A 22,832-nucleotide genomic window follows, 5' to 3' on the forward strand; every position below is an offset into this window, starting at 1 on the left:
GCATAGCTATCATAATTTTCGATTTGGAGCAATAACGGCTCACTCATCAACATAATCACTCGCTATATTCAATTTCTCTACTGCTCCTGCATCCAGCTTTAATTGAGTAGCCTTTATAAGATCTTCCAATTGTTTTGTGCTGGTGGCGCTTACAATAGGGGCGGTGATATCCGGATGTTGTACCAACCATGCGATGGCGACACTGGCGGGAGTTGTTTTGAAGTCTGCGGCTACTTCGTCAAGGGTTTCGAGGATGCTTTGTCCGCGTTCGTCAAGGTAGCTGGTGGCTTTTTCTCCCCGTGCACTTTGCGCAGCGTCTTCTTTGCTTCTGTATTTTCCGCTGAGAAAACCGCTGGCTAAAGAGTAGTAGCTGATCACTCCCAGCTGATATTGTTGTGTGATGGGGAGGTATTCTCTTTCAAACTTCTGACGGTCGTATAGATTGTATAATGGTTGTAAAGACTCATACCTGGGATAACCATTCGTTTCACTGAATTCCAATGATTGTAACAGTCTTTCCGGACTAAAGTTGGATGCGCCAATCACTCTTACTTTGCCCGCTTTTATCAGTTTGCCGAAGGCGGCAAGAGTGTCGTCTATGGGTGTGTTAGGATCATCATAATGTGATTGATACAGGTCTATATAATCTGTCTGCAGTCTGCGGAGAGATTCTTCTACGGTCTTTTCAATATAGGCAGGTGAGAGATCTCTTACTTTGCCACCACCTACTTTTGTTGAGATGATCACCTGATCGCGTTTGCCGCTTTTCTTTAACCACTTGCCGATGATGGTTTCCGATTCACCACCGCTGTTGCCCGGCGCCCAATGAGAATAAGAGTCTGCGGTGTCTATGGTGTTGAATCCTGCACTTACAAATGCATCCAGTAATGAAAAAGATGTTGCTTCATCTGCTGTCCAGCCAAATACATTTCCGCCGAAAACCAAGGGTGCAACCTGTAATGCTGATCTGCCCAGTTGTCTTTTTTCCATTTACGTTGATTTTTTTATTCGTTTATTAACCGCGTCCCCGTAGTTATCGCTACGTGCTACAAACACGGCGGCTCCTAACGGAGCTGATCGGATGTTGTTCCTGATCGAAGATGGTTATGGATGTCTTGTTGATCCCGTATTATCGATACGGTGTTGTTGATCGTATGACTACAATTTATTTCTCAATGTACGAGTTTGTTCCAAAACAGATACCATAAATTTCCGTATCTTAGGCGCTATTGCCATCGGCGCTATGATCCATTGTATCCTATAAAAACAGGCAGCGCTAGTTTCCGTATCTATTTTCAGGTGCGTTTTTTGTTAAAGGCTCTCCGTACTACAGGAGCGGGCATTGATATTAGCATTGATTTTTTGACTTAATAACTGTATTATGAGTAAAACCATTATTGTATCTAACAGGCTACCGGTAAAGATCACAGAAAAAGATGGCGAATATGTGTTGAATCCGAGTGAAGGCGGTCTGGCTACAGGCTTGGGATCCATTTACAGGCAAGGCTATAATATCTGGATAGGATGGCCGGGCATTGATGTGAGTGAGGAAGCACAACCACAAATCAGGGAACAATTAGAAACGTTGAACCTTATGCCTGTGTACCTGACACAGGAAGAAATTAATAACTATTATGAGGGATTTTCAAATGAGATACTGTGGCCAGTTTTCCACTATATGTCCGTTTATGCCCGTTATGAACAGGTGTACTGGGATTTTTATTATCAGGTGAACAATAAATTCAGGGATGTTGTTTTGCAGGTCGCTGAACCAGGGGATATCATATGGATACACGACTATCAGCTGTTATTATTGCCAGGCATGATCCGTGCCGAAGCGCCGGATGTTGCTATCGGATATTTTCAGCATATTCCTTTTCCATCTTATGAGCTTTTCCGTCTTATACCATGGCGCTGCGAACTGCTTGAAGGCATGCTGGGGGCTGACCTGCTGGGTTTTCACACTTTCGACGACAGCCATCATTTCCTTAACGCTGTTACCCGTTTGCTACCCGTGAATGCCTCTGCCAACGTTGTGATGGTGAATGACCGTGCAGTGATTGCCGAAACATTTCCTATGGGTATCGATAATGAGAAGTTTGAGCAGCTCTCTGATGATCCTGAAGTGCTGCGACAGATGGAAAATCTGAAGGAGAGTTTTCAGCATATACATATGGTGCTGTCTATCGACAGACTGGATTACAGTAAAGGCATTATCCAGCGACTGCAGGCCTTCGAATTATTCCTGCAATTATATCCTGAATATGTTGAGAAAGTAATATTGTACATGATCGTCGTTCCTTCAAGAGATACTGTTCCGCAATATAAAGAGCTGAGGGAAGCAATAGACATGCTGGCCGGCGGTATCAATGCCCGTTTCCGTACAATAAACTGGCATCCGATCAATTACTTCTACCGTTCATTTCCCGTAGAAGTGCTGGCCGCGTTGTATAATTTCGCTGATGTGGGACTGGTCACGCCTATGCGGGATGGTATGAACCTGGTGAGTAAGGAATACGTAGCGAGCCGCAAAAACAATGATGGGGTGTTGATATTAAGTGAAATGGCTGGCGCCTCGAAAGAACTGATAGATGCACTGATTGTTAATCCTAATAATATCGGCGCCATTGCCAGGGCGCTGCATGAAGCATTGAATATGCCGGAAAGAGAACAGCAGCGGCGTATGAAGCAAATGCGGCAGGTAGTAGCGAAATTCAATATCGCACATTGGGTGAAGTTGTTCATGGCCCGATTACAGGAGGTCAAACAATTGCAGCAGTCCATGCTGGCCCGCCGTATGAGCCTTGATATGCAGTCGACCGTCAGAAACGCATATAAGAAATCTTCCAAACGGGCTATCTTCCTTGATTACGACGGTACATTAGTAGGGTTCCAATCCAATATTGATCTGGCATCTCCCGACCAGGACCTTTATCACTTACTTAAGACACTTTCGGATGATCCGGCAAATCATGTTGTAATGATCAGTGGCCGTAAGCATGAAACATTGGAAGAATGGCTGGGACATCTGCCGATGGACCTTATTGCGGAACATGGCGCATGGAATAAAAAATATGGTGAGGACTGGCTGATGCTTCCCGGATTGACCGCGCATTGGAAGCAGGATATCCTGCCTATCCTGGATACCTTTATGGACCGTACGCCAGGTTCCTTTATAGAGGAAAAGAGCTATTCACTGGTATGGCATTACCGCAAGGTAGAAACGGGTTTGGGTGAATTGCGCGCCAATGAACTGATGAACACTTTACGTTATTTTACCAATGATATCGGCCTACAGATCCTGCCGGGAGATAAGGTCATTGAGATCAAGAACATGGAGATCAATAAGGGGAAAGCGGCATTGTCCTGGTTACAGGACCGTGAGTTTGACTTTATGCTGGCTATAGGCGATGATTATACTGATGAAGACATCTTTAAATCATTACCTGCGGAAGCGGTGACGATCAAGGTCGGAAGCCAGGTATCCGCTGCGAGATATTACCTCAGAAGTCACCAGGAAGTAAGGGCGTTTTTAAGGGCGCTCGTATTGTAGTGAAAGATAATTATAAAGAGAGCCTGTATTCTTCTGATGCAGGCTCTCTTTATTTCATGTATTGATAGTTGATTGTATGAGTGGTGTAGCTGTAACGGGAGAAGATACCGGTTGTTGATATGAAAGAAATATCGGCACATCCAGTTTCATGGATATTCGGTAGGCCGCGTTCATCAATCCCACATGGCTGTATGCCTGGGGAAAGTTACCCCATTGGCTGCCATTCTCTTCATCTACATCCTCACTGAACAACAGCAGGTGATTGGAATACTGTAACAGGTTCTGGAATTCACGAATGGCATCATCCAGACGCCCTACACAGGCAAGCGCTTCTACGTACCAGAAGGCGCAGACCAGGAAAGTGGTTTTAGGTTTGCCAAAATCGTCGGAATGCAGATAACGGTAGAAAAGTCCCTGGGGAGTTTTCAGTTCCCTTTCCAACGCTGCCAGATGATCTCTGGCCTTCTCAGATGCAGGATCGAGGTAATTCATCATGATGAGCTGCAGGGTACTGGCATCAAGATGCTGACTGCCGGCAGCATTGGTGTAAACTTTTCTTACCGGATCATAACAGCTTTCTATGTGGACGGCAGCGCGATTCTTGAGGGCCACTGCTTTTTCAGCCAGCTGTTCATTGCCGATAGTACGGGCCATTTTCTCTGCCGCAGAACATCCTGCCCATTGGAACAGGTTACTGTAACAATGAATATTGGCGAAATTGCGGAACTCCCATATGCCTGCATCTTTTTCGTCGATCGTATGCTCGATTTTGCTTAACAGGTATTCTATCCACCAGGTAGAATCCTTCCTTTCGGAGAATATAAAACGGTGATCTGTATATAGCGGCAACATGGAAATGAGCACTTGTCCGTAGATGTCGTTCTGAATGTGTTCATACGCCTGATTACCGATACGTACGGGCTGATTGCCGAGATATCCGTCCAGGTGTGGCAGTATCTGTTCTACCAGGTTCTTTTTGCCCGTAATGCCATATAAAGGTTGATAACGGTAATCGCCCGAAAATGAGATATCGGCCACATAACTGAAATACTTTTCCATTTCCTCAAAATGACCAATATGGTTCAGTGCGGTGATCACATAGAAGGTATCCCTCAGCCAGCAATAGCGATAGTCCCAGTTACGACCGCTACCGGGATATTCGGGCAAACTGGTGGTACTGGCGGCGATAATGGCCCCGGTATCTTCATACTGGTGGATCTTCAGCGTGAGGGCCGAACGGATAACGGCCGGCTGGTAAAAGTTGGCAATATTGGAATGTTTGATCCAGGTACGCCAGTAGAGGGTGGTTTCCCTGAGAAAATGTTCCGCAGTACTGTTCAGCGGCGCTTCCAGCGGGTTGCCGTAAGTCAGCAGCAGGTATTTATCTTCGTTGAGAACAAAATGTTCCTGTTCTACAAGATAACTCATGGGAATATTGGTGGTGAGCCGCAGGCTCTCCTCACATCCCAGGAATTCAATATGATTGCTGCCCCGCTGGGCTTTGAGAAATCCGCTGCCATACTCACAGACCGGCTGGCATTTCACCCGGATACGTGGGTTACCCTCCAGCGGCTCCACTTTACGGATCAGCATCAATGGCTTGAAATACCGTTCGTACTGGTAAAAACGGGGTGCAAAATCGGTAATACGATATCTGCCGCTTTCACTGGTGATTTCGGTACATAAAATATTTGTATTCTCAAGGTAGTACTGCTTTGACGCATATTCCCCCGGGGGAAGGATGGAAAATTCACCTCCCTTACCTGCATCCAGCATACAGCCAAAGATAAAGGAGCTGTCCATCCTCGGCCAGCAAAGCCAGTCTATATTGGTATTTACATTGACGTGCGCAAGGTATGCGCAATTGCCAATGATCCCTGTCTGATAGGTATGTCTTTCCATATGTGTTCTTTAAAATGCAAAAGCCATTCCAACAAGATCAACTACGGCACATTTTGTGTTAATTTAAACCCAAACCTCCTATTGTTCACGCAAATACCCCTCATGCAGAAATGGCTTCGTATAACCCTGATTGTTTCTGGTAGCCTCCTTGGGATACTTGTACTGCTATGGCTGGGGCTAGCTTTATATATTCGCCATAACAAGGCAGATATCCTGCAACAGATCAGCGACAGGCTGAATGACAGGCTACATGGAGGAACACTGGTGATAAAAGACATGGAACCTTCGCTGATACGCAGTTTTCCAAACGTTTCTGTAGCCCTGGAGGGGGTCAGCATAAAGGATAGTCTCTGGAATACGCATCAACATCTTTTGCTGGATGTAGCGCGTATTTTTGTAAAAGTAAATACTTTCTCACTACTCAGAAAACAACTGGATGTGCGGCAGGTCTCCCTTGAAAAAGGCAGCATTTACCTGTTCACCGACAGCACTGGTTACAGTAATACCGGCATCCTGAAGCGGGATACCCAGGTAAAAGCCGAAGGGAAGGAGAGCGGAAATGGGGCAGATATTACCCGCCTCCAATTGTCAGACATCCGTTTTATAGTAGAGAACCAGCAGAAACATAAATTGTTCAGTTTCGATATTGCCAGCCTGAAAGGAAGCTTGCGGAATAATGATTCCGGCTGGGTTTGTAATCTGAACACTTCCCTCAGGGTGCTTAGCCTGGCATTTAATACAGAAAAGGGCAGTTTTCTGAAAGACAAGTCCGTGCAGACTGACCTGGAGCTCCATTACAACCGGGTCAGGAAAACACTGGATATTCCGCAGCAGGCTTTGCGCATAGCCGGGCAAAGCATTGCTGCGGGCGCTTCTTTTTCTTTCGGAGAACAGCCACGGCCCTTTATATTGCACATAGTGGCCAACCAGATCCCTCTGCGCCTGGCAGCGTCCCTGCTGACACCCAAAATATCCTCCAGACTGGATAGCATCAACATGGAAAAACCATTAGATGCAGAAGCCCGGATAAATGGATATATGCAGCCCGGAGATAAACCTGCGGTGTATGTTACCTGGAAAACGGCAGACAATCTTGTTACCACCAAAGGTATGGAATTGCAGCAGTGCAGTTTTGCAGGCAGTCTTTCCAATGAATGGGTGCCGGGTGAGCCAAGAACAGATGAAAATTCAGTGGTGAGCATTTATGGCCTGAAAGCGAAGCTTTATAGCATCCCGGTGTCTGCTGATACCATCAGGATCACGAACCTGAAACATCCCACCCTGATGGGTTATTTCAGGTCGGATTTCCCGCTTACAGATCTGAACGGGGCGCAGGGCGGGGATGGCGTATTCCGGTTTACGGGTGGAACGGCAGTAGCAGCTTTATATTACAAGGGAGGGATCACTGCCGGGGATACTATTGTGCCTTATCTGAAAGGCACGGTAGCCCTGAAAGAGGGAGTGATGGAGTATACCCCACGCAATCTGCAGTTCAGCGGCTGTAATGCTTTATTAGCCTTCAACGGGCAGGATCTTTCGTTACAGGATATAACTATCCGCACGCGGAAAAGCAATCTGCAGATGGAGGGGAGTGTAAAAAACATCACACGACTATACTTTTCCGCGCCTGATAAGCTGCAACTGGACTGGAAGGTACGCAGTACAAGTATAGACCTGGATGAATTCCGGTCTTTCCTGGGAAAGCGGAAACAGGGAAAACGTGCCCGGGCTGTTGCCAATCGACGGAATATGAGCAGGATTGCCAGTCAGCTGGATGTCATGCTAAACAGTTGTAATATCAACATAGAAGTATTACTTGATAAGCTGACTTATGGCAATTTTATGGCACAGCAGGTGAGGGCAGTGCTATCATTGAAGGAGTCGGATATTTACCTGCAACAGATGTCATTATCCCATGCCGGGGGCAGTATCAATATGAAAGGTACAATGACGCAGGATGGGGTTAATAATCGTTTTAAGGTCAATGCAGATATCAGGGATGTGCAGATCGATCAGCTTTTCCATGCATTTGACAATTTCGGTATGCAATCATTACAGGCGAAAAATCTGAAAGGGATCTTTTCCGCCACCGCAGCTGTAAGTGGCAATGTGAAAGATAACGGAAAGATGGCGCCTCAGTCCATATTCGGTACACTGGCCTTTGATCTGAGGAATGGAGCCCTGATCCATTTTGCTCCGCTGGAAGATATTGGTAGTCTGATATTCCGCAGACGGAACATGGGCAATATTACCTTTGAAAACCTGAAGAATACTTTGACCCTGCAGGGTAACAGGATCATCGTTCCTCCGATGCAAATCAATTCAAGCGCACTGTATATGGATGTATCAGGAGTATACGCCATAACGAAAGGTACAGATATGTACATTACCGTACCGCTCCGCAATCCAAAAAGGGATGAAGACATCGTTGATAAGGAAGAAAAGAAGAACAGACGTAGCAGAGGTATTGTCTTGCATCTGCATGCGAGGGACGGGGAGGATGGCAAAGTGAAGATCAAATTGGGAGGTAAAAAAGACCAACCGGAAGATCCGGATCTGTAACTTTTTAAAGAGAACGACCGTTTTATAGTAATTTAATGCCTGACAATCAATCGTTCCATGAAAAAACTACTGGTTCCAGCCCTGCTGACACTGGCTGCCTGTAAGAAAGAAGACGCAACAGTCCGCCAACCTGACTACGACGGAAAATGGTACATCCATCAGACTGTCGATAAAGTATATACACTGGAGAACGGGGATACGGCCTACACCCGTTATGATGTCAATGATTATCCGGGAACGGCTAACTATATTGACTTCAGGATCAACCTGGGAAAGGGGGATGCTCTGATGTACCTGGATAGCCAACTGGATTCCATGTCGTACGAAGCTGTATCGCGTGTTTATTTCCGCCTGGACACTACTTTGTGCGAGGTCACGCATATCACTGACAGCACGTTTCAATTTAATACGATTATATTCGACAATACAACGATTCCTGACAGAGTACAGGTAACACAACACTTTTTTGTTCTTAGCCGGTAAGCGGGCGGGATGCCCGATAAAAAGGCATGGTTTTTACTGTTTAAAGGGCGGACCATATTTTCGCAATAATGTCCAGAGAGTATATCAAGAGCCTTTTACATACGCTACGCGTAGCTTTCCAGGTATTACAAAAAAATGACCCCTTACGCCTGGCCGGGGCAACTGCATTTTTTGCCAGTTTCGCGCTTCCGCCTATTCTATTGATCCTTGTGCAGGTATTGGGATTATTGTTCAATCGCCGGTCGATTGGCAGACAGCTGATCATGCGGCTGGGAGAACTGGTAGGTGATGATAGTGCAAAACAAGTGGTTGTTACGTTAAGAGGATTCCGCGGATTGGCGCAGAACGGGCCAGTGGCTATTATAGTGTTTATTTTCCTGCTGTTTGTTGTCACCACCCTTTTAAAGGTGATCAAAAGTTCCCTGAATCAGTTATGGATGATCCGGATAACGGAGAAGGCCGGCTTTCTGCAGTCATTAATGGACCGCGTGCGTTCCCTGGTCGTGATAGGGGCCGCGGGTATCCTTTTTCTGGCCAGCCTGATGGCAGAAAGTGTGCAGGCTTTTCTTGGCAGTTATGTGCATGAGATATTTTCCCGCGCTGCATTTGTTTTCAGCGGGGTATTTACGCAAGTGGTATCATTACTGATAGTAACTTCCTGGTTTGCGGTGTTGTTCCGATATCTGCCTGATGCACGGCCTACGTGGAAAGTTGCATTCTCCGGAGCTTTGCTCACAGGAGTTCTATTCAGTGTAGGGAAACTGGTATTACGCCGGTTGTTGTATGGGGGCAACATTGGGATCCTTTATGGGGCTTCTGCCTCCGCAGTGCTGCTCATGCTGTTTATCTTCTATAGCGCTATTATCTTCTATTATGGAGCTGCATTTACTAAAGTATGGAGCGAATTTAAACATCGTCCGATGCAGCCCCTCCGTCATGCCACCTTTTATAAACTGGCGGATGTGGAAATACGCTGATCTACTCCCCGCGTAATACCATCTCTATCTGGTCCTTTACAGGATTGCTGAAGCCTTCCAGCTCTATTTTCGGATGCTGATCAAGATTGATACGGATCTTGCCTGTTTCATTCACCAGAGAATCTGATATTGGTTCCAATAATGCATGCATCTGACGAACTCCCAACTGGGCCAATTGATTCATAAAATTGTCTTCCAGTTGCAGGAATTCCCGGTTCTTGTAGGTATATGTCACCTGAATCATGATAAAGATGTTTTTCAGAGGATATTATAAAATAAATATATTGGTTAAATTAGTCTATATATATAGGACAATCATTCACTGTGTAAACTTAGCAATTTTCATGCAGAATTTAACGGTATAAATATATAAATTTAACTAATAACTTGTTGTATCTCACTTGTATAAAACTTTTCCACAATAAGTTTTCCACAAGCGGAAAAGGTGATTTGGCCCCAATGATTTATCTTGCCGTTTCAAATTTACCCGACACAATGCGTTTACGTTATTTCAGTTGTCCCGGCAGCAGGGCACTTACTTTTTTAGTCTGCCTGCTGGCAGTAAATGCCAGCGCCCAGCCCTGGAAGCAGACCAAATGGGGCAAAGACGGACAGTCTATTTATGAGGCCAATGGCGCCAGTATCACGAGTTACAATGCAAAGAATGGACAGCAAAGCGTAAAGATCTCCGGTAGTCTGCTTACACCGAAAGGACAGTCTGCCATACAGGTGGAAGATTTCTTCTATACGCCTGATGAAAATAAATGGCTGATCTATACAAAATCGCAGAAGGTATGGCGTTATAAAACCAGGGGCGACTACTGGTTGCTGGATGTTCCCAGTGGAAAACTGCAACAACTGGGTAAAGGATTACCCGCCTCGTCCCTCATGTTTGCGAAAATTTCTCCCGATGGAAAACAGGTGGCTTATGTTAGTGAACATAACTTGTACGTGGAAGATATCCTCACCGGTAAGATCAAAGCCCTTACTAAAGATGGTAACCGCCGTCTGATAAACGGTACTTTTGACTGGGCTTATGAAGAGGAGTTTGATTGCCGTGATGGTTTCCGCTGGAGCCCTGATAGCCGCTCCATTGCCTATTGGCAGATCGATGCCCGTAAGATCAGGGACTTCCTCATGATGGACAATACAGATTCGCTTTACTCTTATACTGTGCCTGTAGAATATCCGAAAGCAGGGGAAAGTCCTTCTTCCTGCCGTGTAGGCGTTGTGGACATTAATACTGCTAAAACTACCTGGTTACAGGTGCCCGGCGATCCACAACAACATTACATCACCCGTGTGGAATGGAATCCTGCGCGTACAGGGCTGATATTACAACAGCTGAACAGAAAACAGAATGAGAGCGTGTTGTACGTTGCTGATCCGGCTACAGGTAAAGCAAAGCAGATCTATAAAGAGAGCGATTCTGCCTGGATCGATATCCGTTCACGTTGGAATGATGAACTGACAGGATGGGACTGGACCAATGGCGGTAAATCTTTCATATGGGTGAGTGAAAAAGACGGCTGGAGACATCTGTATAGCGTGGATATGAGCGGTAAAGAGACCCTTATTACGCCTGGTAATTATGACATCATCAACCTGCTAAGGATAGATGAGAAAAACAACCAGGCATATGTACTGGCATCTCCTGAAAATCCTACCCAGCAGTATCTTTATAAAGTGTCCCTGGATGGTAAGGGTGCTCCTGAAAGAGTATCTCCCATAATAGAAGAAGGTACACATGATTATGAGATCTCTCCGGATGCTCAGTGGGCGGTGCATAGTTTCTCCAACCATTTTTATCAGCCTCATAGTGAGCTGGCATTTTTGCCAACACATAAAGATGATCTGAAAAGCAATATTGCGATGGACCTGCAAACATCAAAGTTTGCTCCACGCCAGGAGTTCTTCCGGGTAACTACACCTGAAGGTGTTACCATGGATGGCTGGATGGCTCGTCCGATGAACTTCGACTCTACGAAGAAATATCCTGTTGTATTTTATGTATATGGCGAACCTGCGGCTGCTACTGCCAAAGACCAGTATGGTGCTGGACGTAACTTCATCTATAACGGTGATATGGCGGCTGACGGGTACATTTATATCTCCATGGATAACCGCGGCACTCCTTTGCCTAAAGGCCGCCAATGGCGCAAGAGCATATACCGCAATGTTGGTCAGGTGAACGTACGCGACCAGGCTGCCGGTGCGCAGGAACTGTTTAAGCGTTACCGTTATCTCGATACTTCCCGTGTAGCGGTATGGGGCTGGAGCGGTGGCGGTGGTATGACACTGAACCTGCTGTTCCGCTATCCGCAGATCTATAAAACCGGTATTGCTATTGCCGCTGTGGGTAGTCTGTTTACCTATGACAACATCTACCAGGAGCGGTATATGGGTCTGCCACAGGAGACACATGAGGACTATGTCAAAGGTTCGCCTGTGACCTATACCAAAGGCTTAGTGGGCAATCTGCTGTACATTCATGGTACTGGTGACGATAACGTGCATTTCCAGAATGCTGAATTACTTCAGAATGAACTGATCCGTAATGGCAAGCAGTTCCAGTTCATGTCGTATCCTAACCGTACGCACAGCATCAATGAAGGTGCAGGTACCTCCAAACACCTGTCCACTTTGTATACTAACTATTTGAAAGAACATTGTCCTCCGGGAGCGAGATAATTTTATTATGAACAAACCTACTATCTTCGGATTAATTTCGGTTGCTGTTGTGATCATCAGTGCATTTCTGCCCTGGCTGACTATTGAAAGCAAACATTTGGCCTTTACCGGTATGAATACTGCCGGTTCTTCTTTTGGTGAACCCGGTAAGCTGAACATCATTGTTGCGGTAATTACGGGAATATTGTTCCTGGTGCCGGGGAAATGGTCGGCAAGGGTGAATCTTTTTGTGGCGGCGTTTTTGTCGGCATGGACGTTTAGGAATTTTATGTTGTTTTCAAGGTGTGAGATGGGGGTGTGTCCTGAGCGCCAGATCGGGTTGTATTTATCAATGATTGCGGCAATTGGCGCGTTTGTGTGTGTGATTTTGAGTAATGGTGGGAATGGTGAGAAGGCGCCGGTAGAGTGATGATAATATCGTCTTTAATGAAGCCTCGCGGATTGAGTTTCGCGGGGCTTTTTTGTTTGTATGACTCACATATTCTATCTAAACACCAGCAATATAATATATGCCCCAAACCATACCGCTGCTCCATAGGCAAGATTCCGCAGGATGATAGGAATGGTTGATTGACTGGTCATTCTTGATTTGATGAAGCTAAATACGGTGATGGCAATGAAGACGTACAACACGCTCGTATTTGCTGCCTGGTTGAAATGTTCATTACGCAGATAAGGCAGAAAGGGGAGGATACCACCAAGGAGGAAGAAGAGGCCTGTCAGCAATCCGCTGCGGATGGCAGCTGCAAGGCTAAACTGTTTTTCCTGCACCTGTTGCGACGCCAGGGTTTCTTCCCATTGCGCAGCGTCCTTTTGCATTTCTGCGGCGATATTTTCTATAATAGGCTCACTGATGTTGAGACGTTCCAGTTTCTGTCTTTCTTCGGGGGATAAGGTGCTTTCATCATGTTGCAGATCTCCCCGGTTGGCCTGATAAGCGCTAATCATCACCAGTATACTTCCCGCCAGCCAGATACAGCTATTCAGGGTGTAAAATTGCTGTACGCTCACAGGCAAGCCATGCAACAGGAAGGTGGTGAAAAATAAGAGTAATAGTCCCTCCGGAAATCCTATCAGGAAGTCTGTTTTCCAACCGCTGCTGCGGATGGCTTTCTGTTGTTTAGACATGCGCGGCTAAAGTATTTCAGCTATAATGTTTCGAGACTTTTTGCAATGATCTGCACGGATTCCCTGACCTGGGCAGCTGTGATCAGCAGGGGAGGTGCGAACCGGATCTTGTCGCCGTGAGTAGGCTTCGCCAGCAGCCCGTTTTCTTTGAGCGCCAGGCAGAGGTCCCAGGCAGCTTCCGGATGATCGTGCTGAATGACGATCGCGTTCAGCAGTCCTTTACCCCGAATGGTGCTGATATAAGGAGAATTGAGGGCCTTGAGCTCCTGTCGCAGGAGTTCTCCCATGGCGGCAGCATTTTCTGTCATGTTTTCTTCCTTCAGAACTGTCAGTGCTGCAATAGCCACTTTACAGGCCAGCGGATTACCACCGTAGGTGCTGCCATGTTCACCCGGTTTAATGGTGAGCATGATCTCGTCATCAGCCAGGACTGCGGCCACAGGTAATGTTCCTCCGGAAAGGGCTTTACCCAGTATCAGGATATCCGGACGCACATTTTCATGATCACAGCAGAGCATTTTACCTGTTCTGGCCAGCCCCGTCTGGATCTCGTCAGCGATGAAGAGTACGTTGGCATCTTCACAATACTGACGGGCTTTGGACAGGTAGCCGTCGTCGGGCACCATTACACCCGCTTCTCCCTGGATTGGTTCTACCAGGAAGCCTGCAACGTTCTTGTCCTGCAGCGCCTTTTCAAGAGCTGGCAGGTTATTATAGGGAATGATCTCATAACCGGGCATGAAGGGGCCAAAGTCTGTCCGGGAAGAAGGATCTGTACTAAAGGAAATAACATTCAGGGTTCGCCCGTGGAAGTTGTTGGCGCAGACGATGATCTTTGCCTGGTTCTCCGGGATGCCTTTTACCGCGTAGCCCCAGCGACGGCAGAGCTTCAGGGCTGTTTCTACGGCTTCCACACCGGTATTCATGGGAAGTACCTTGTCGTAGCCGAAGTATGCTGTAATGAAGGCAGTATATTCGCCGAGAAGGTCACTGTGGAATGCGCGGGAGGTCAGTGTCAGTTTCTGTGCCTGTTCAATAAGGGCACTGATGATCGTGGGGTGACAATGGCCCTGGTTAACAGCGGAATACCCTGAGAGGAAATCATAATAACGTTTCCCGTCCACATCCCAGAGGAATACTCCTTCCCCCCGGCTCAGGACCACCGGCAGCGGATGGTAGTTATGGGCGCCATACTGTTCTTCCAGGTCAAGGAAATGCTGTGTTCTTTCGGTAATCTTAGATGCGTGTAACATAACCCTTCAAAGGTACGCAATAGAGCTCATGTATTAGAATCAGGAGCGGAAAACAACTCCGGAATGCTAACAATATCATCCTTTTATTACCTTTTTTACACGCTTTGGGACATTTTCTTACCCCATTAGTCTGGCGACCAGTGCTACATATTCCTGCTGGGCATCCTCTTTTGACTCGCTTCAGGGCCTTTTCTTACCCCTTCAGTCTGGCGACCAGCGCCACATATTCCTGCTGGGCATCCTCTTTTGACTTGCCTTTCAGCTTCTGCCAGGCCTCATATTTTGCCTTGGCCACAAAATCAAAAAGATTGGAGGGAGGATCCATATTCACGTCGCCTTCAGTTCCTTGTTTATAGAGGGAATATAGTTGCAGAAGTGTTTCATTGTCAGGTTTTTGGGACAGGGTTTTACTGGTTGCAGCGGCAGCTTCGAACTGTTGTTGTAGATCCATGGTATTTTTTTAACATTAAATGTAGACAAAATAGTACCAAATACGACAGGTTGTCCTATCCGGGAATGGCAAAATTTAAATACCTTTGCGGCTTGACGCGGGGCGTTAAACGCCTGGTTTTAAAAGCATATATGAAGAATATCAGGAATTTTTGCATCATTGCACACATCGACCACGGTAAAAGTACATTGGCTGACAGGCTGTTAGAACATACCAAAACCATTTCCGACAGGGACATGCAGGCACAGGTACTGGATGATATGGACCTCGAAAGAGAAAAAGGGATCACTATCAAGAGTCACGCTATCCAGATGAACTATATTCATGAGGGACAGCAGTATGTATTTAACCTGATCGATACTCCCGGTCACGTGGACTTCTCCTATGAAGTATCCCGTGCACTGGCTGCCTGCGAAGGTGCATTGTTGCTTGTAGATGCTGCCCAGGGTATTCAGGCTCAGACCATTTCCAACCTTTACCTGGCCCTGGAAAATGACCTGGAGATCATCCCCGTGATCAACAAGATCGATATGGAAGGAGCGATGATCCCTGAAGTAAAGGACCAGATCATAGAGCTCATCGGCTGTAAAGAAGACGAGATCCTACTGGCTTCGGGTAAAACCGGTATCGGCATTGAGGAGATCCTGGAAGCGATCGTAAAACGTATTCCCGCTCCCAAGGGAGATCCTGATGCGCCACTGCAGGCGCTGATATTCGACAGCGTATTCAACTCTTTCCGCGGTATCATTGCGTACTACAGGATATACAGCGGTTCCATCAAAAAAGGCGATAAAGTTAAATTCTTCAATACAGGTCAGGAATACTATGCTGATGAAGTAGGTATTCTCAAACTGGGCCTGCAGCCTACGCAAACCGTTAAGACCGGGGATGTAGGATATATCATCACCGGTATTAAAAATGCCAAAGAGGTAAAAGTAGGCGATACTATCACCCTGAGCGCTAACCCAAGCGTAGAAGCCATCAATGGTTTTGAAGAGGTAAAGCCAATGGTATTCGCAGGGATCTTCCCGGTAAATACAGAAGACTTCGAGGAGCTGCGTGATTGTATGGAGAAACTCCAGCTGAACGACGCTTCCCTGACCTTCGAACTGGAAACCTCCCAGGCCCTTGGTTTCGGCTTCCGATGCGGATTCCTGGGCATGCTGCACATGGAGATCATCCAGGAACGTCTCGAAAGAGAGTTCAACCAGACGGTGATCACCACTGTACCGAACGTAAGCTTCATTGCTCACACCACCAGGCAGGAAACCATTATCGTGAACAACCCTTCCGAAATGCCGGATCCCAGCAAACTGGAACGCATTGAGGAGCCGTTCATCAAAGCACAGATCATCACTAAACCAGATTATATCGGTAACATTATGACCCTGTGTCTCGGTAAGAGGGGCATCCTGCTGAACCAGAGTTATCTGACCCCTTCCAGGGTTGAATTGATATTTGAAATGCCTCTGACAGAAATCGTGTTCGATTTCTATGATAAATTGAAGAGCCAGACCCGTGGTTATGCCTCTTTCGATTATGCGCCGATCGGTCGTCGTGACAGCGATATCGTAAAGATGGACATCCTCCTGAATGGCGATAAGGTGGATGCGCTGAGCGCCCTGATCCACCGTGGCCGTGCGCAGGACTTCGGTCGTAAGCTGTGTGAGAAGCTGAAAGAACTGCTGCCACGCCAGCAATTCATGATCGCTATCCAGGCGGCTATCGGCGCCAAGATCCTGGCCCGCGAAACCATCAGTGCCATGCGTAAGGACGTAACCGCCAAATGTTATGGTGGTGACATCTCCCGTAAACGTAAGCTGCTGGAAAAACAGAAAGAAGGTAAAAAGCGTATGCGCCAGATTGGTAATGTGGAAGTACCGCAGGAAGCATTCCTCGCTGTACTCAAGTTGGATGACTAGGCGCAGTTTATATCAAATTTGGGAAATTAAAGCGGCCGGGAGACTGGCCGCTTTTTTATTTCCGGGGTTTGGCATCCCGGCTACAAACACGCAGTTCCTGACGGAGCTGATCCACATTATTTGATTGATCGTTGCACAAAAAAAGGCCGGCTGAGAATATTCTCAGCCGGCCTTTTTAATATTATTTCCTACCTATCAGGCCAGTTGGCTCTTCGGAGTGATTGCTACTTGTTTAATTGCTGCCCATGCACCAAACAATACCGCGGTAAAGAACACATTACCCATCAGGCCATTCAATGCAAAGCTGCTGAACATATTGTCTGACTGGTAAAAAGGAATACCAGCTGCGTAACAGGCTAACAGACCAGCACCAGTTTTAGGATACAGATCAGTGGTAATGAAAGTACCCAGGTTGGAGATCAGGAAGAACAGTACGCCTGTACCGATAGAAGATAACAGTAACGTGAGTACGTTCACTTTCTTTATCAGTGTACCTATCCAGGTGATCAGGAGGAATGCGCCATATACAAAGAGCAATTGCCCCAGGTAGTTGCGGTCCAGTGCATGTATGCTGGTGAAGCATTGCAGGAAAACGTCAGATAGAAATAAAGATAGTAACGGAACGACATACGCCAGGCGTTTATCTTTCAGTACAATACCGCCAAATAACGCTGCTGCTCCGATGGCATTGAAGTTCCACAGACCGATCTGGTTCGTGAAAATGCGGCACAATGCAGACAGGAAGATCAGCATGGCAACGATCAGTATTTCCCGGATGGAATCCTTTTTCATAATGGGTCGATTATTTAACCAAAGATATGATTTTAAATAGATTCAACAGGCACACTTGCTTTAAAGATCACAACGCCTGCCTTGCTCACAATACTGTATGAAGTATTGTAATAAGCAACCACAGCCTGACCCTTCTGAAGAGTGATCGCTTCTCCACCGGCTTCGGTGATTTCAGCGGCGCCTTCCATTACCAGCATGATCTCGGTTGCCTCGCTGGTATGCTCATAACGCTGACCGTTTTGCATAGCAATGCGGCTTACCACGAAATCAGGTGCAGGGGAGTGGTAGATCGTCTCCAGTCCGCCACTCACACTTTCGCCACTGAGGATCTTCGGATGTACAGGTTCGAAACGGGTATGTTTCAGCAATTCAGGTACATCGATATGTTTAGGTGTTAGTCCGCCACGTAATACATTATCAGAATTGGCCATCAGCTCTACGTTCTGGCCTTCCAGGTAAGCATGAGGAATACCGGCATCCTGGAATACGGCCTGTCCGGGGTGTACCTCTACGATATTGAAGAAGTAAATAGAGAAGATGCCTCTATCCAGATTTTCCAGTCCCTGTGGATCATTCACGATCGCTCTTCCTGCCCAGAATGCAGGGTCGGATTTCGCCAGGCGGCCGTTTTTGTATGCTGCTGATACAGCTTCTGCCAGCGGACGTAACATCGCATTCACTTCGGATTGCGGCATTTCCATTACCGCTTTATACAGACCGTAGTAACCTTCTTTTTCAAAGATGGGAGCGAGTGACGCAAACTCTTTCACGCTTTGTAATACCTTTCTCAGTTTGTCTTCCGGCAGGAATCCGTGCAGCAACCAGAATTCACTGAGGGCTACCATGATCTCAGGTTTGTGGTTGGCGTCCTTATAGTTACGGTGAGGAGCATTCAGCGGGATGCCCGCTTCATTTTCCCTGGCAAAACCTTTTTCTGCTTCTGCTTTAGTTGGATGCACCTGGATAGACAACATGTCTTTTACATCCAGGATCTTGAGCAGGTAAGGTAATTCGCCGAAGCGTTTCCATACTTCAGGCCCCAGCACATGTTCAGGGTCGGCTTTTACCAGCTGGTCCAGCGCGGAAGGTTGCGTACCTGTAGCTATAACAGCAGGTGCGCTCTGGTGTGCACCCATCCAGTATTCTGCACTTGGTTTTCCGTTTTCAGGAATACCCAATAAGGCAGGAATATAATGGTATCCACCCCATGCATAGTTTTGAACCTTTCCTTCCAGTCTGAATAATTTCTTCTCGCTCATGCGTAATATGTTTGTATTTTCCTAGAATTGTTAACCTGTTGTCTTCCTATTCTAATAAGGAGGGACAAAAATAGTCAAAACAATGGCATCCCATATAGCTTTGGGCAAAAAAGGGGAACTGATTGCGAAGGAATTCCTCCTTCAGCAGGAGTATAAGATCTTAGCTGTGAACTGGCGGCATAGACGACGTGAGATCGATATTATCGCGGCTAAGCCGGATTGCCTGGTATTTTTCGAGGTTAAAACACTGTCGAGTGATCTTTTCGGCTGGCCCGAGCAGCATGTGGATGCGGCGAAGCGAAGGCATATTCAGGCGGCGGCGAATGTGTATATGGATAAGTTACCGCGATTGCCGCCGGCGATCCGGTTTGATGTGATTGCGATTACATTTCAGGCGGATGGGACTTATGAATTAGTGCATTTTGAGGATGCGTTTTGAGGGGGAAAGTTGCTGTGGTTTCAGATGGGACCACGGGCTGTATCCCTTTTCGAGGACCTTGCTATTCAGCATTTCCTTTAGGAGGCGTAGGGGAGAGTTAGGCGTAAAATGCTTATAGCGTGGGGCTGAAACTAAAGACGGATTGCAGATAATGCGCACGTTATGTGGCACTACCTGCAATCCGTCTTTATATTATGCTACTTTCTATTATTTATTCAACGTATTCCGGATTAAAACCTCAATTCCAAACCCCTGTATAATTCTGTGGCGTGATCGCTTTCAGTTCCTTTTTCAGCGTGGCACTGATCTTCAAACCATCAATGAATTTATGCATGGTCTTCTGTGTGATCTGTTCGCCGCCACGGGTGAGGTCTTTCAGGGCCTCGTATGGTTTAGGGAAGTTCTCTCTGCGTAATACGGTCTGAATAGCTTCTGCTACGACTGCCCAGTTGTTCTCCAGGTCTTCCTGCAGCTTGTTTTCATTCAGGATCAGCTTACCTAAGCCTTTCTGGAGGGATTTCAGCGCCAGTACAGTATGACCGAATGGTACGCCTACGTTCCTCAGCACGGTGGAGTCGGTCAGGTCACGCTGTAAGCGGGAGATAGGTAGCTTAGCGCTCAGGTGTTCGAAGATGGCGTTGGCCAGTCCGAGGTTGCCTTCGGCGTTCTCGAAATCGATCGGATTTACTTTATGCGGCATTGCGGAAGAGCCCACCTCGCCGGCTTTGATCTTCTGCTTGAAATAATCCATGGAGATGTAAGTCCACACATCGCGGCAGAAGTCTACCAGGATCGTATTGATACGCTTCAGGGTATCAAATTGAGCGGAGATATTATCGTAATGCTCGATCTGGGTAGTATATTTCATACGTTGCAGTCCGAGGGTGTTGTTCACGAATTTATCGCCGAACTTCTCCCAGTTGATCTTCGGGAAAGCTACGTGGTGAGCGTTGAAGTTGCCGGTAGCGCCACCGAATTTGGCTGCGAAAGGAATATCTCCCAGCAGTTTTACCTGGCCTTCCAGTCTTTCAACGAATACCAGGATCTCCTTTCCCAGAATGGTAGGTGAGGCCGGCTGACCATGGGTACGGGCCAGCATCGGGATCTTCATCCAGGACTTGCCCATCTTTTTCAGGTCCAGTATCAGGTTGGCGATAGCTGGCATATATACATGCTCTACCGCTTCTTTCCAGAATAAGGGGGTAGCGGTGTTGTTAACATCCTGGGAAGTCAGACCGAAATGCACCCATTCCAGCTTGTCCTCCAGTCCGAGCGTTTTCAGCTCATTCTTAACAAAATACTCTACAGCTTTTACATCGTGGTTGGTCACCTTTTCAGTTTCTTTGATCAGCTGTGCATTCTCTATGGTAAAATCCTGATAGATCTTGCGTAATGCCGGTACCTGGGCTTTTGAGAGCGTGAACAGCTTCTGCTCTGACAGGGCAATGAAGTATTCGATCTCTACCTGCACACGGTAACGGATCAGTGCAAATTCTGAAAAGTAAGGAGCCAGTTCTTCCAGTTGCCTCCGGTAGCGTCCATCCAGCGGAGAAATGGCGGTTAAAGCTTGTAATTGCATAATGTTATTTGATTAAGTGAGCGTTTATCACTTTTTGCCTAATTTAGCCGGCAAAATTACTGAAATTGGAACGGAAAGTAAAAGTAGCGGCAGTAAGTTATTTGAATACCAGGCCATTATTATACGGATTCAGGGAACACCCGGTGATGAAGATGCTGGAACTGAGTGTTGATTACCCTGCTAAAATAGCCCAGCAGCTGATTGATGGTGAAGTAGATGTAGCCCTCGTACCCGTGGCTATCATCCCGAAACTGAAGGAATATCATATCATTTCTGATTATTGTATCGGTGCAGAAGGTCCTGTTGCTTCTGTCTGCCTTTTCAGTGATGTGCCGCTAAATGAGATCAAACGCATTTACCTCGACTACCAGAGCCGCACTTCCGTCGCTTTGCTGAAGGTACTGGTGCGTGAGTACTGGAAACTGGATGCAGAGCTGATCGAGACTACCGGCGACTACCAGGACAAGATCAAAGGTACGGATGCTGGTCTTGTAATCGGCGACCGTGCACTGGCACAACGCCATGTATCTCCCTTTATCTACGACCTGGCAGAACATTGGATGCGGTTTACCAGCCTGCCGTTCGTGTTTGCTGCCTGGATCAGTAATAAAGCGCTGCCTATCGAGTTTATCCAGGAATTCAGCAACGCCAATAGTATCGGGATACATAATATCCCTGCTGTCGTGGCGGAGAATGCCTATCCGCTTTATGATCTGACAACTTATTATACCCAGAATATCAGTTATCCGCTTACGCCTGCCAAGCGGCAGGGCATGCAACGGTTCCTGAGCTACCTGATGTAAAAAACGATAATAAATCCATAATGGCGGGCCTGCATTAGCTGTCCGCCATTATTATATTGTCATATACTCCCCATTTATTCTATATCTACTCATATCAATGTCGTCAGACTGAAGCAATTAGACAACTCATTCAGCTTTTTTCTTTATATTAGTTACCCCATCTGTTCACACAAACTCCTGCAACATGAAAATTGGCATCCTGGGTAGTGGCCCTGTCGGACTCACGTTAACGGAAGGATTGATCACGGCTGGTCATGACGTGATACTCGGTACCCGCAATCCTGCGAAAGAATCTCTTCAGCAATGGATTAAGAAAAAAGGAGGCCCGAAAGTAACTGCCGCCCCCTTCCGGGATGCAGCCGCTCAGGGGGAGTTGCTGGTCATCTGTACCAGCTGGGCAGGAACACAGAGAGCCATTGAGGCCGCCGGGCTTTGGAATTTCAAGAATAAAGTGGTGGTGGATGTCACCAATCCCCTGGATGGCAAAGGTCCCGATCAGCAGGGACGACTAACCTTCTCCATAGGGCATACCAATTCGGCAGGCGAGCAGCTACAAGCATGGCTGCCACCAGATGCTCATGTGGTAAAAGCACTAAGTTGCATAGGCCATGAATCCATGTTCCGTACCCAACAGGAGCCGGAAAAGGAAACACCTACCATGTTCATCTGTGGGAATAAACGCGCGGCAAAAATGACGGTAACAACTCTCCTGAATGAGATGGGCTGGAAGGATATTGTGGATATGGGGACGATTGAAATGAGTCGGAATATAGAGCCCCTGAGTATACTCTGGTATGCATATGGGTTCAGGACGGGGACCTGGAGCCATGCGTTTAAGCTGGTGAAGTGAGTCGGAGTTGATGTAAGCGCTTAGCGATAGAACGAAGCCGCTGGCTATAAAAATAAATGCCCGCACTACATACCGGATGGTCAATCCGACATATATGGCAGCTAATCGAAGCACGAATATAAAACATATAGCCCCGGACCAATCGGCCCGGGGCTATATATACACGGCTCCTCAAGTGAGCATCGTGC

General features: G+C 46.9%; 19 protein-coding genes. 10 read left to right on the forward strand and 9 right to left on the reverse strand.

Translation table 11 applies throughout. The features are described from left to right. Positions 1-39: 39 nt before the first annotated feature. Positions 40-990, reverse strand: a complete 951-nt coding sequence (locus F3I09_RS15255; protein WP_149695899.1) for an aldo/keto reductase — start codon at positions 988-990, stop codon at positions 40-42. A 391-nt stretch (positions 991-1,381) separates the two neighbouring features. Between F3I09_RS15255 and F3I09_RS15260 the strand changes: the two genes are divergently transcribed. Continuing rightward, on the forward strand, positions 1,382-3,553 hold the full coding sequence (locus F3I09_RS15260; protein WP_149695900.1) for a bifunctional alpha,alpha-trehalose-phosphate synthase (UDP-forming)/trehalose-phosphatase: 2,172 nt from the start codon (positions 1,382-1,384) through the stop codon (positions 3,551-3,553). Positions 3,554-3,607: 54 nt separating this feature from the next. Here F3I09_RS15260 and F3I09_RS15265 read toward each other — a convergent pair whose 3' ends face one another. Beyond that, positions 3,608-5,455, reverse strand: coding sequence for a glycoside hydrolase family 15 protein (locus tag F3I09_RS15265; protein WP_149695901.1), 1,848 nt, complete (start codon positions 5,453-5,455; stop codon positions 3,608-3,610). Positions 5,456-5,557: 102 nt separating this feature from the next. Between F3I09_RS15265 and F3I09_RS15270 the strand changes: the two genes are divergently transcribed. The 3 genes from F3I09_RS15270 to F3I09_RS15280 all read left to right on the forward strand — a co-directional run bounded on the left by F3I09_RS15270 (position 5,558) and on the right by F3I09_RS15280 (position 9,477). Beyond that, complete coding sequence (locus F3I09_RS15270) at positions 5,558-8,017, forward strand: AsmA-like C-terminal region-containing protein (protein ID WP_188133822.1); 2,460 nt, start codon at positions 5,558-5,560, stop codon at positions 8,015-8,017. Positions 8,018-8,074: 57 nt separating this feature from the next. Next, positions 8,075-8,500 (forward strand): hypothetical protein, encoded by a 426-nt coding sequence (locus tag F3I09_RS15275; protein ID WP_149695903.1) that lies wholly within the window; start codon positions 8,075-8,077, stop codon positions 8,498-8,500. 68 nt (positions 8,501-8,568) lie between these two features. Then, entirely contained in the window at positions 8,569-9,477 is a 909-nt protein-coding gene (locus F3I09_RS15280; protein WP_149695904.1) for a YihY/virulence factor BrkB family protein, read from the forward strand. Between the two features lies 1 nt (position 9,478). On the opposite strand, the gene F3I09_RS15285 is transcribed toward F3I09_RS15280, so the two are convergent. Beyond that, positions 9,479-9,721, reverse strand: coding sequence for a hypothetical protein (locus tag F3I09_RS15285; protein ID WP_149695905.1), 243 nt, complete (start codon positions 9,719-9,721; stop codon positions 9,479-9,481). A gap of 251 nt (positions 9,722-9,972) precedes the next feature. Here F3I09_RS15285 and F3I09_RS15290 point away from each other — a divergent pair, with 251 nt between their 5' ends. Further along, positions 9,973-12,168, forward strand: a complete 2,196-nt coding sequence (locus tag F3I09_RS15290; protein WP_149695906.1) for a S9 family peptidase — start codon at positions 9,973-9,975, stop codon at positions 12,166-12,168. Positions 12,169-12,175: 7 nt separating this feature from the next. Beyond that, on the forward strand, positions 12,176-12,577 hold the full coding sequence (locus F3I09_RS15295) for a hypothetical protein (RefSeq protein ID WP_149695907.1): 402 nt from the start codon (positions 12,176-12,178) through the stop codon (positions 12,575-12,577). A gap of 74 nt (positions 12,578-12,651) precedes the next feature. Here the strand turns inward: F3I09_RS15295 and F3I09_RS15300 are convergent, their stop codons facing one another. The 3 genes from F3I09_RS15300 to F3I09_RS15310 all read right to left on the reverse strand — a co-directional run bounded on the left by F3I09_RS15300 (position 12,652) and on the right by F3I09_RS15310 (position 15,000). After that, complete coding sequence (locus tag F3I09_RS15300; RefSeq protein ID WP_149695908.1) at positions 12,652-13,296, reverse strand: VIT1/CCC1 transporter family protein; 645 nt, start codon at positions 13,294-13,296, stop codon at positions 12,652-12,654. A 20-nt stretch (positions 13,297-13,316) separates the two neighbouring features. Then, positions 13,317-14,549, reverse strand: a complete 1,233-nt coding sequence (gene rocD, locus F3I09_RS15305; protein ID WP_149695909.1) for an ornithine--oxo-acid transaminase — start codon at positions 14,547-14,549, stop codon at positions 13,317-13,319. Between the two features lie 193 nt (positions 14,550-14,742). Further along, positions 14,743-15,000, reverse strand: a complete 258-nt coding sequence (locus F3I09_RS15310) for an acyl-CoA-binding protein (RefSeq protein ID WP_149695910.1) — start codon at positions 14,998-15,000, stop codon at positions 14,743-14,745. 131 nt (positions 15,001-15,131) lie between these two features. Here F3I09_RS15310 and lepA point away from each other — a divergent pair, with 131 nt between their 5' ends. Continuing rightward, positions 15,132-16,922, forward strand: coding sequence for a translation elongation factor 4 (lepA, locus tag F3I09_RS15315; RefSeq protein WP_149695911.1), 1,791 nt, complete (start codon positions 15,132-15,134; stop codon positions 16,920-16,922). Between the two features lie 195 nt (positions 16,923-17,117). On the opposite strand, the gene F3I09_RS15320 is transcribed toward lepA, so the two are convergent. Together F3I09_RS15320 and manA are read right to left on the reverse strand one after the other, a co-directional pair. After that, on the reverse strand, positions 17,118-17,714 hold the full coding sequence (locus F3I09_RS15320) for a DUF6580 family putative transport protein (RefSeq protein ID WP_149695912.1): 597 nt from the start codon (positions 17,712-17,714) through the stop codon (positions 17,118-17,120). A gap of 32 nt (positions 17,715-17,746) precedes the next feature. Beyond that, positions 17,747-18,973 (reverse strand): mannose-6-phosphate isomerase, class I, encoded by a 1,227-nt coding sequence (gene manA, locus F3I09_RS15325; RefSeq protein WP_149695913.1) that lies wholly within the window; start codon positions 18,971-18,973, stop codon positions 17,747-17,749. Between the two features lie 82 nt (positions 18,974-19,055). Between manA and F3I09_RS15330 the strand changes: the two genes are divergently transcribed. Then, complete coding sequence (locus F3I09_RS15330; RefSeq protein ID WP_149695914.1) at positions 19,056-19,412, forward strand: YraN family protein; 357 nt, start codon at positions 19,056-19,058, stop codon at positions 19,410-19,412. A gap of 238 nt (positions 19,413-19,650) precedes the next feature. Here F3I09_RS15330 and purB read toward each other — a convergent pair whose 3' ends face one another. After that, on the reverse strand, positions 19,651-20,991 hold the full coding sequence (purB, locus tag F3I09_RS15335) for an adenylosuccinate lyase (RefSeq protein ID WP_149695915.1): 1,341 nt from the start codon (positions 20,989-20,991) through the stop codon (positions 19,651-19,653). 65 nt (positions 20,992-21,056) lie between these two features. Between purB and F3I09_RS15340 the strand changes: the two genes are divergently transcribed. Both F3I09_RS15340 and F3I09_RS15345 read left to right on the forward strand, forming a co-directional pair. Further along, positions 21,057-21,794 (forward strand): menaquinone biosynthetic enzyme MqnA/MqnD family protein, encoded by a 738-nt coding sequence (locus F3I09_RS15340; RefSeq protein ID WP_149695916.1) that lies wholly within the window; start codon positions 21,057-21,059, stop codon positions 21,792-21,794. 184 nt (positions 21,795-21,978) lie between these two features. After that, positions 21,979-22,644 carry an NADPH-dependent F420 reductase gene (locus F3I09_RS15345; protein ID WP_149695917.1) on the forward strand — a complete coding sequence of 222 codons (666 nt, stop codon included), beginning with the start codon at positions 21,979-21,981 and terminating at the stop codon, positions 22,642-22,644. Positions 22,645-22,832: the final 188 nt, after the last annotated feature.

Origin of the sequence: Chitinophaga sp. CF418, assembly GCF_900142925.1 — a bacterium.
Taxonomy (GTDB): domain Bacteria; phylum Bacteroidota; class Bacteroidia; order Chitinophagales; family Chitinophagaceae; genus Chitinophaga.

Coding starts and splice junctions, on each gene's coding strand:
- F3I09_RS15345 (WP_149695917.1), top strand. CDS start 21,979: ATGAAAATTGGCATCCTGGGTAGTGGCCCTGTCGGACTCACGTTAACG.
- F3I09_RS15295 (WP_149695907.1), top strand. CDS start 12,176: ATGAACAAACCTACTATCTTCGGATTAATTTCGGTTGCTGTTGTGATC.
- F3I09_RS15310 (WP_149695910.1), bottom strand. CDS start 15,000: ATGGATCTACAACAACAGTTCGAAGCTGCCGCTGCAACCAGTAAAACC.
- manA (WP_149695913.1), bottom strand. CDS start 18,973: ATGAGCGAGAAGAAATTATTCAGACTGGAAGGAAAGGTTCAAAACTAT.
- F3I09_RS15320 (WP_149695912.1), bottom strand. CDS start 17,714: ATGAAAAAGGATTCCATCCGGGAAATACTGATCGTTGCCATGCTGATC.
- rocD (WP_149695909.1), bottom strand. CDS start 14,549: ATGTTACACGCATCTAAGATTACCGAAAGAACACAGCATTTCCTTGAC.
- F3I09_RS15270 (WP_188133822.1), top strand. CDS start 5,558: ATGCAGAAATGGCTTCGTATAACCCTGATTGTTTCTGGTAGCCTCCTT.
- F3I09_RS15280 (WP_149695904.1), top strand. CDS start 8,569: ATGTCCAGAGAGTATATCAAGAGCCTTTTACATACGCTACGCGTAGCT.
- F3I09_RS15275 (WP_149695903.1), top strand. CDS start 8,075: ATGAAAAAACTACTGGTTCCAGCCCTGCTGACACTGGCTGCCTGTAAG.
- purB (WP_149695915.1), bottom strand. CDS start 20,991: ATGCAATTACAAGCTTTAACCGCCATTTCTCCGCTGGATGGACGCTAC.
- F3I09_RS15300 (WP_149695908.1), bottom strand. CDS start 13,296: ATGTCTAAACAACAGAAAGCCATCCGCAGCAGCGGTTGGAAAACAGAC.
- F3I09_RS15290 (WP_149695906.1), top strand. CDS start 9,973: ATGCGTTTACGTTATTTCAGTTGTCCCGGCAGCAGGGCACTTACTTTT.
- F3I09_RS15265 (WP_149695901.1), bottom strand. CDS start 5,455: ATGGAAAGACATACCTATCAGACAGGGATCATTGGCAATTGCGCATAC.
- F3I09_RS15285 (WP_149695905.1), bottom strand. CDS start 9,721: ATGATTCAGGTGACATATACCTACAAGAACCGGGAATTCCTGCAACTG.
- F3I09_RS15260 (WP_149695900.1), top strand. CDS start 1,382: ATGAGTAAAACCATTATTGTATCTAACAGGCTACCGGTAAAGATCACA.
- F3I09_RS15330 (WP_149695914.1), top strand. CDS start 19,056: ATGGCATCCCATATAGCTTTGGGCAAAAAAGGGGAACTGATTGCGAAG.
- F3I09_RS15255 (WP_149695899.1), bottom strand. CDS start 990: ATGGAAAAAAGACAACTGGGCAGATCAGCATTACAGGTTGCACCCTTG.
- lepA (WP_149695911.1), top strand. CDS start 15,132: ATGAAGAATATCAGGAATTTTTGCATCATTGCACACATCGACCACGGT.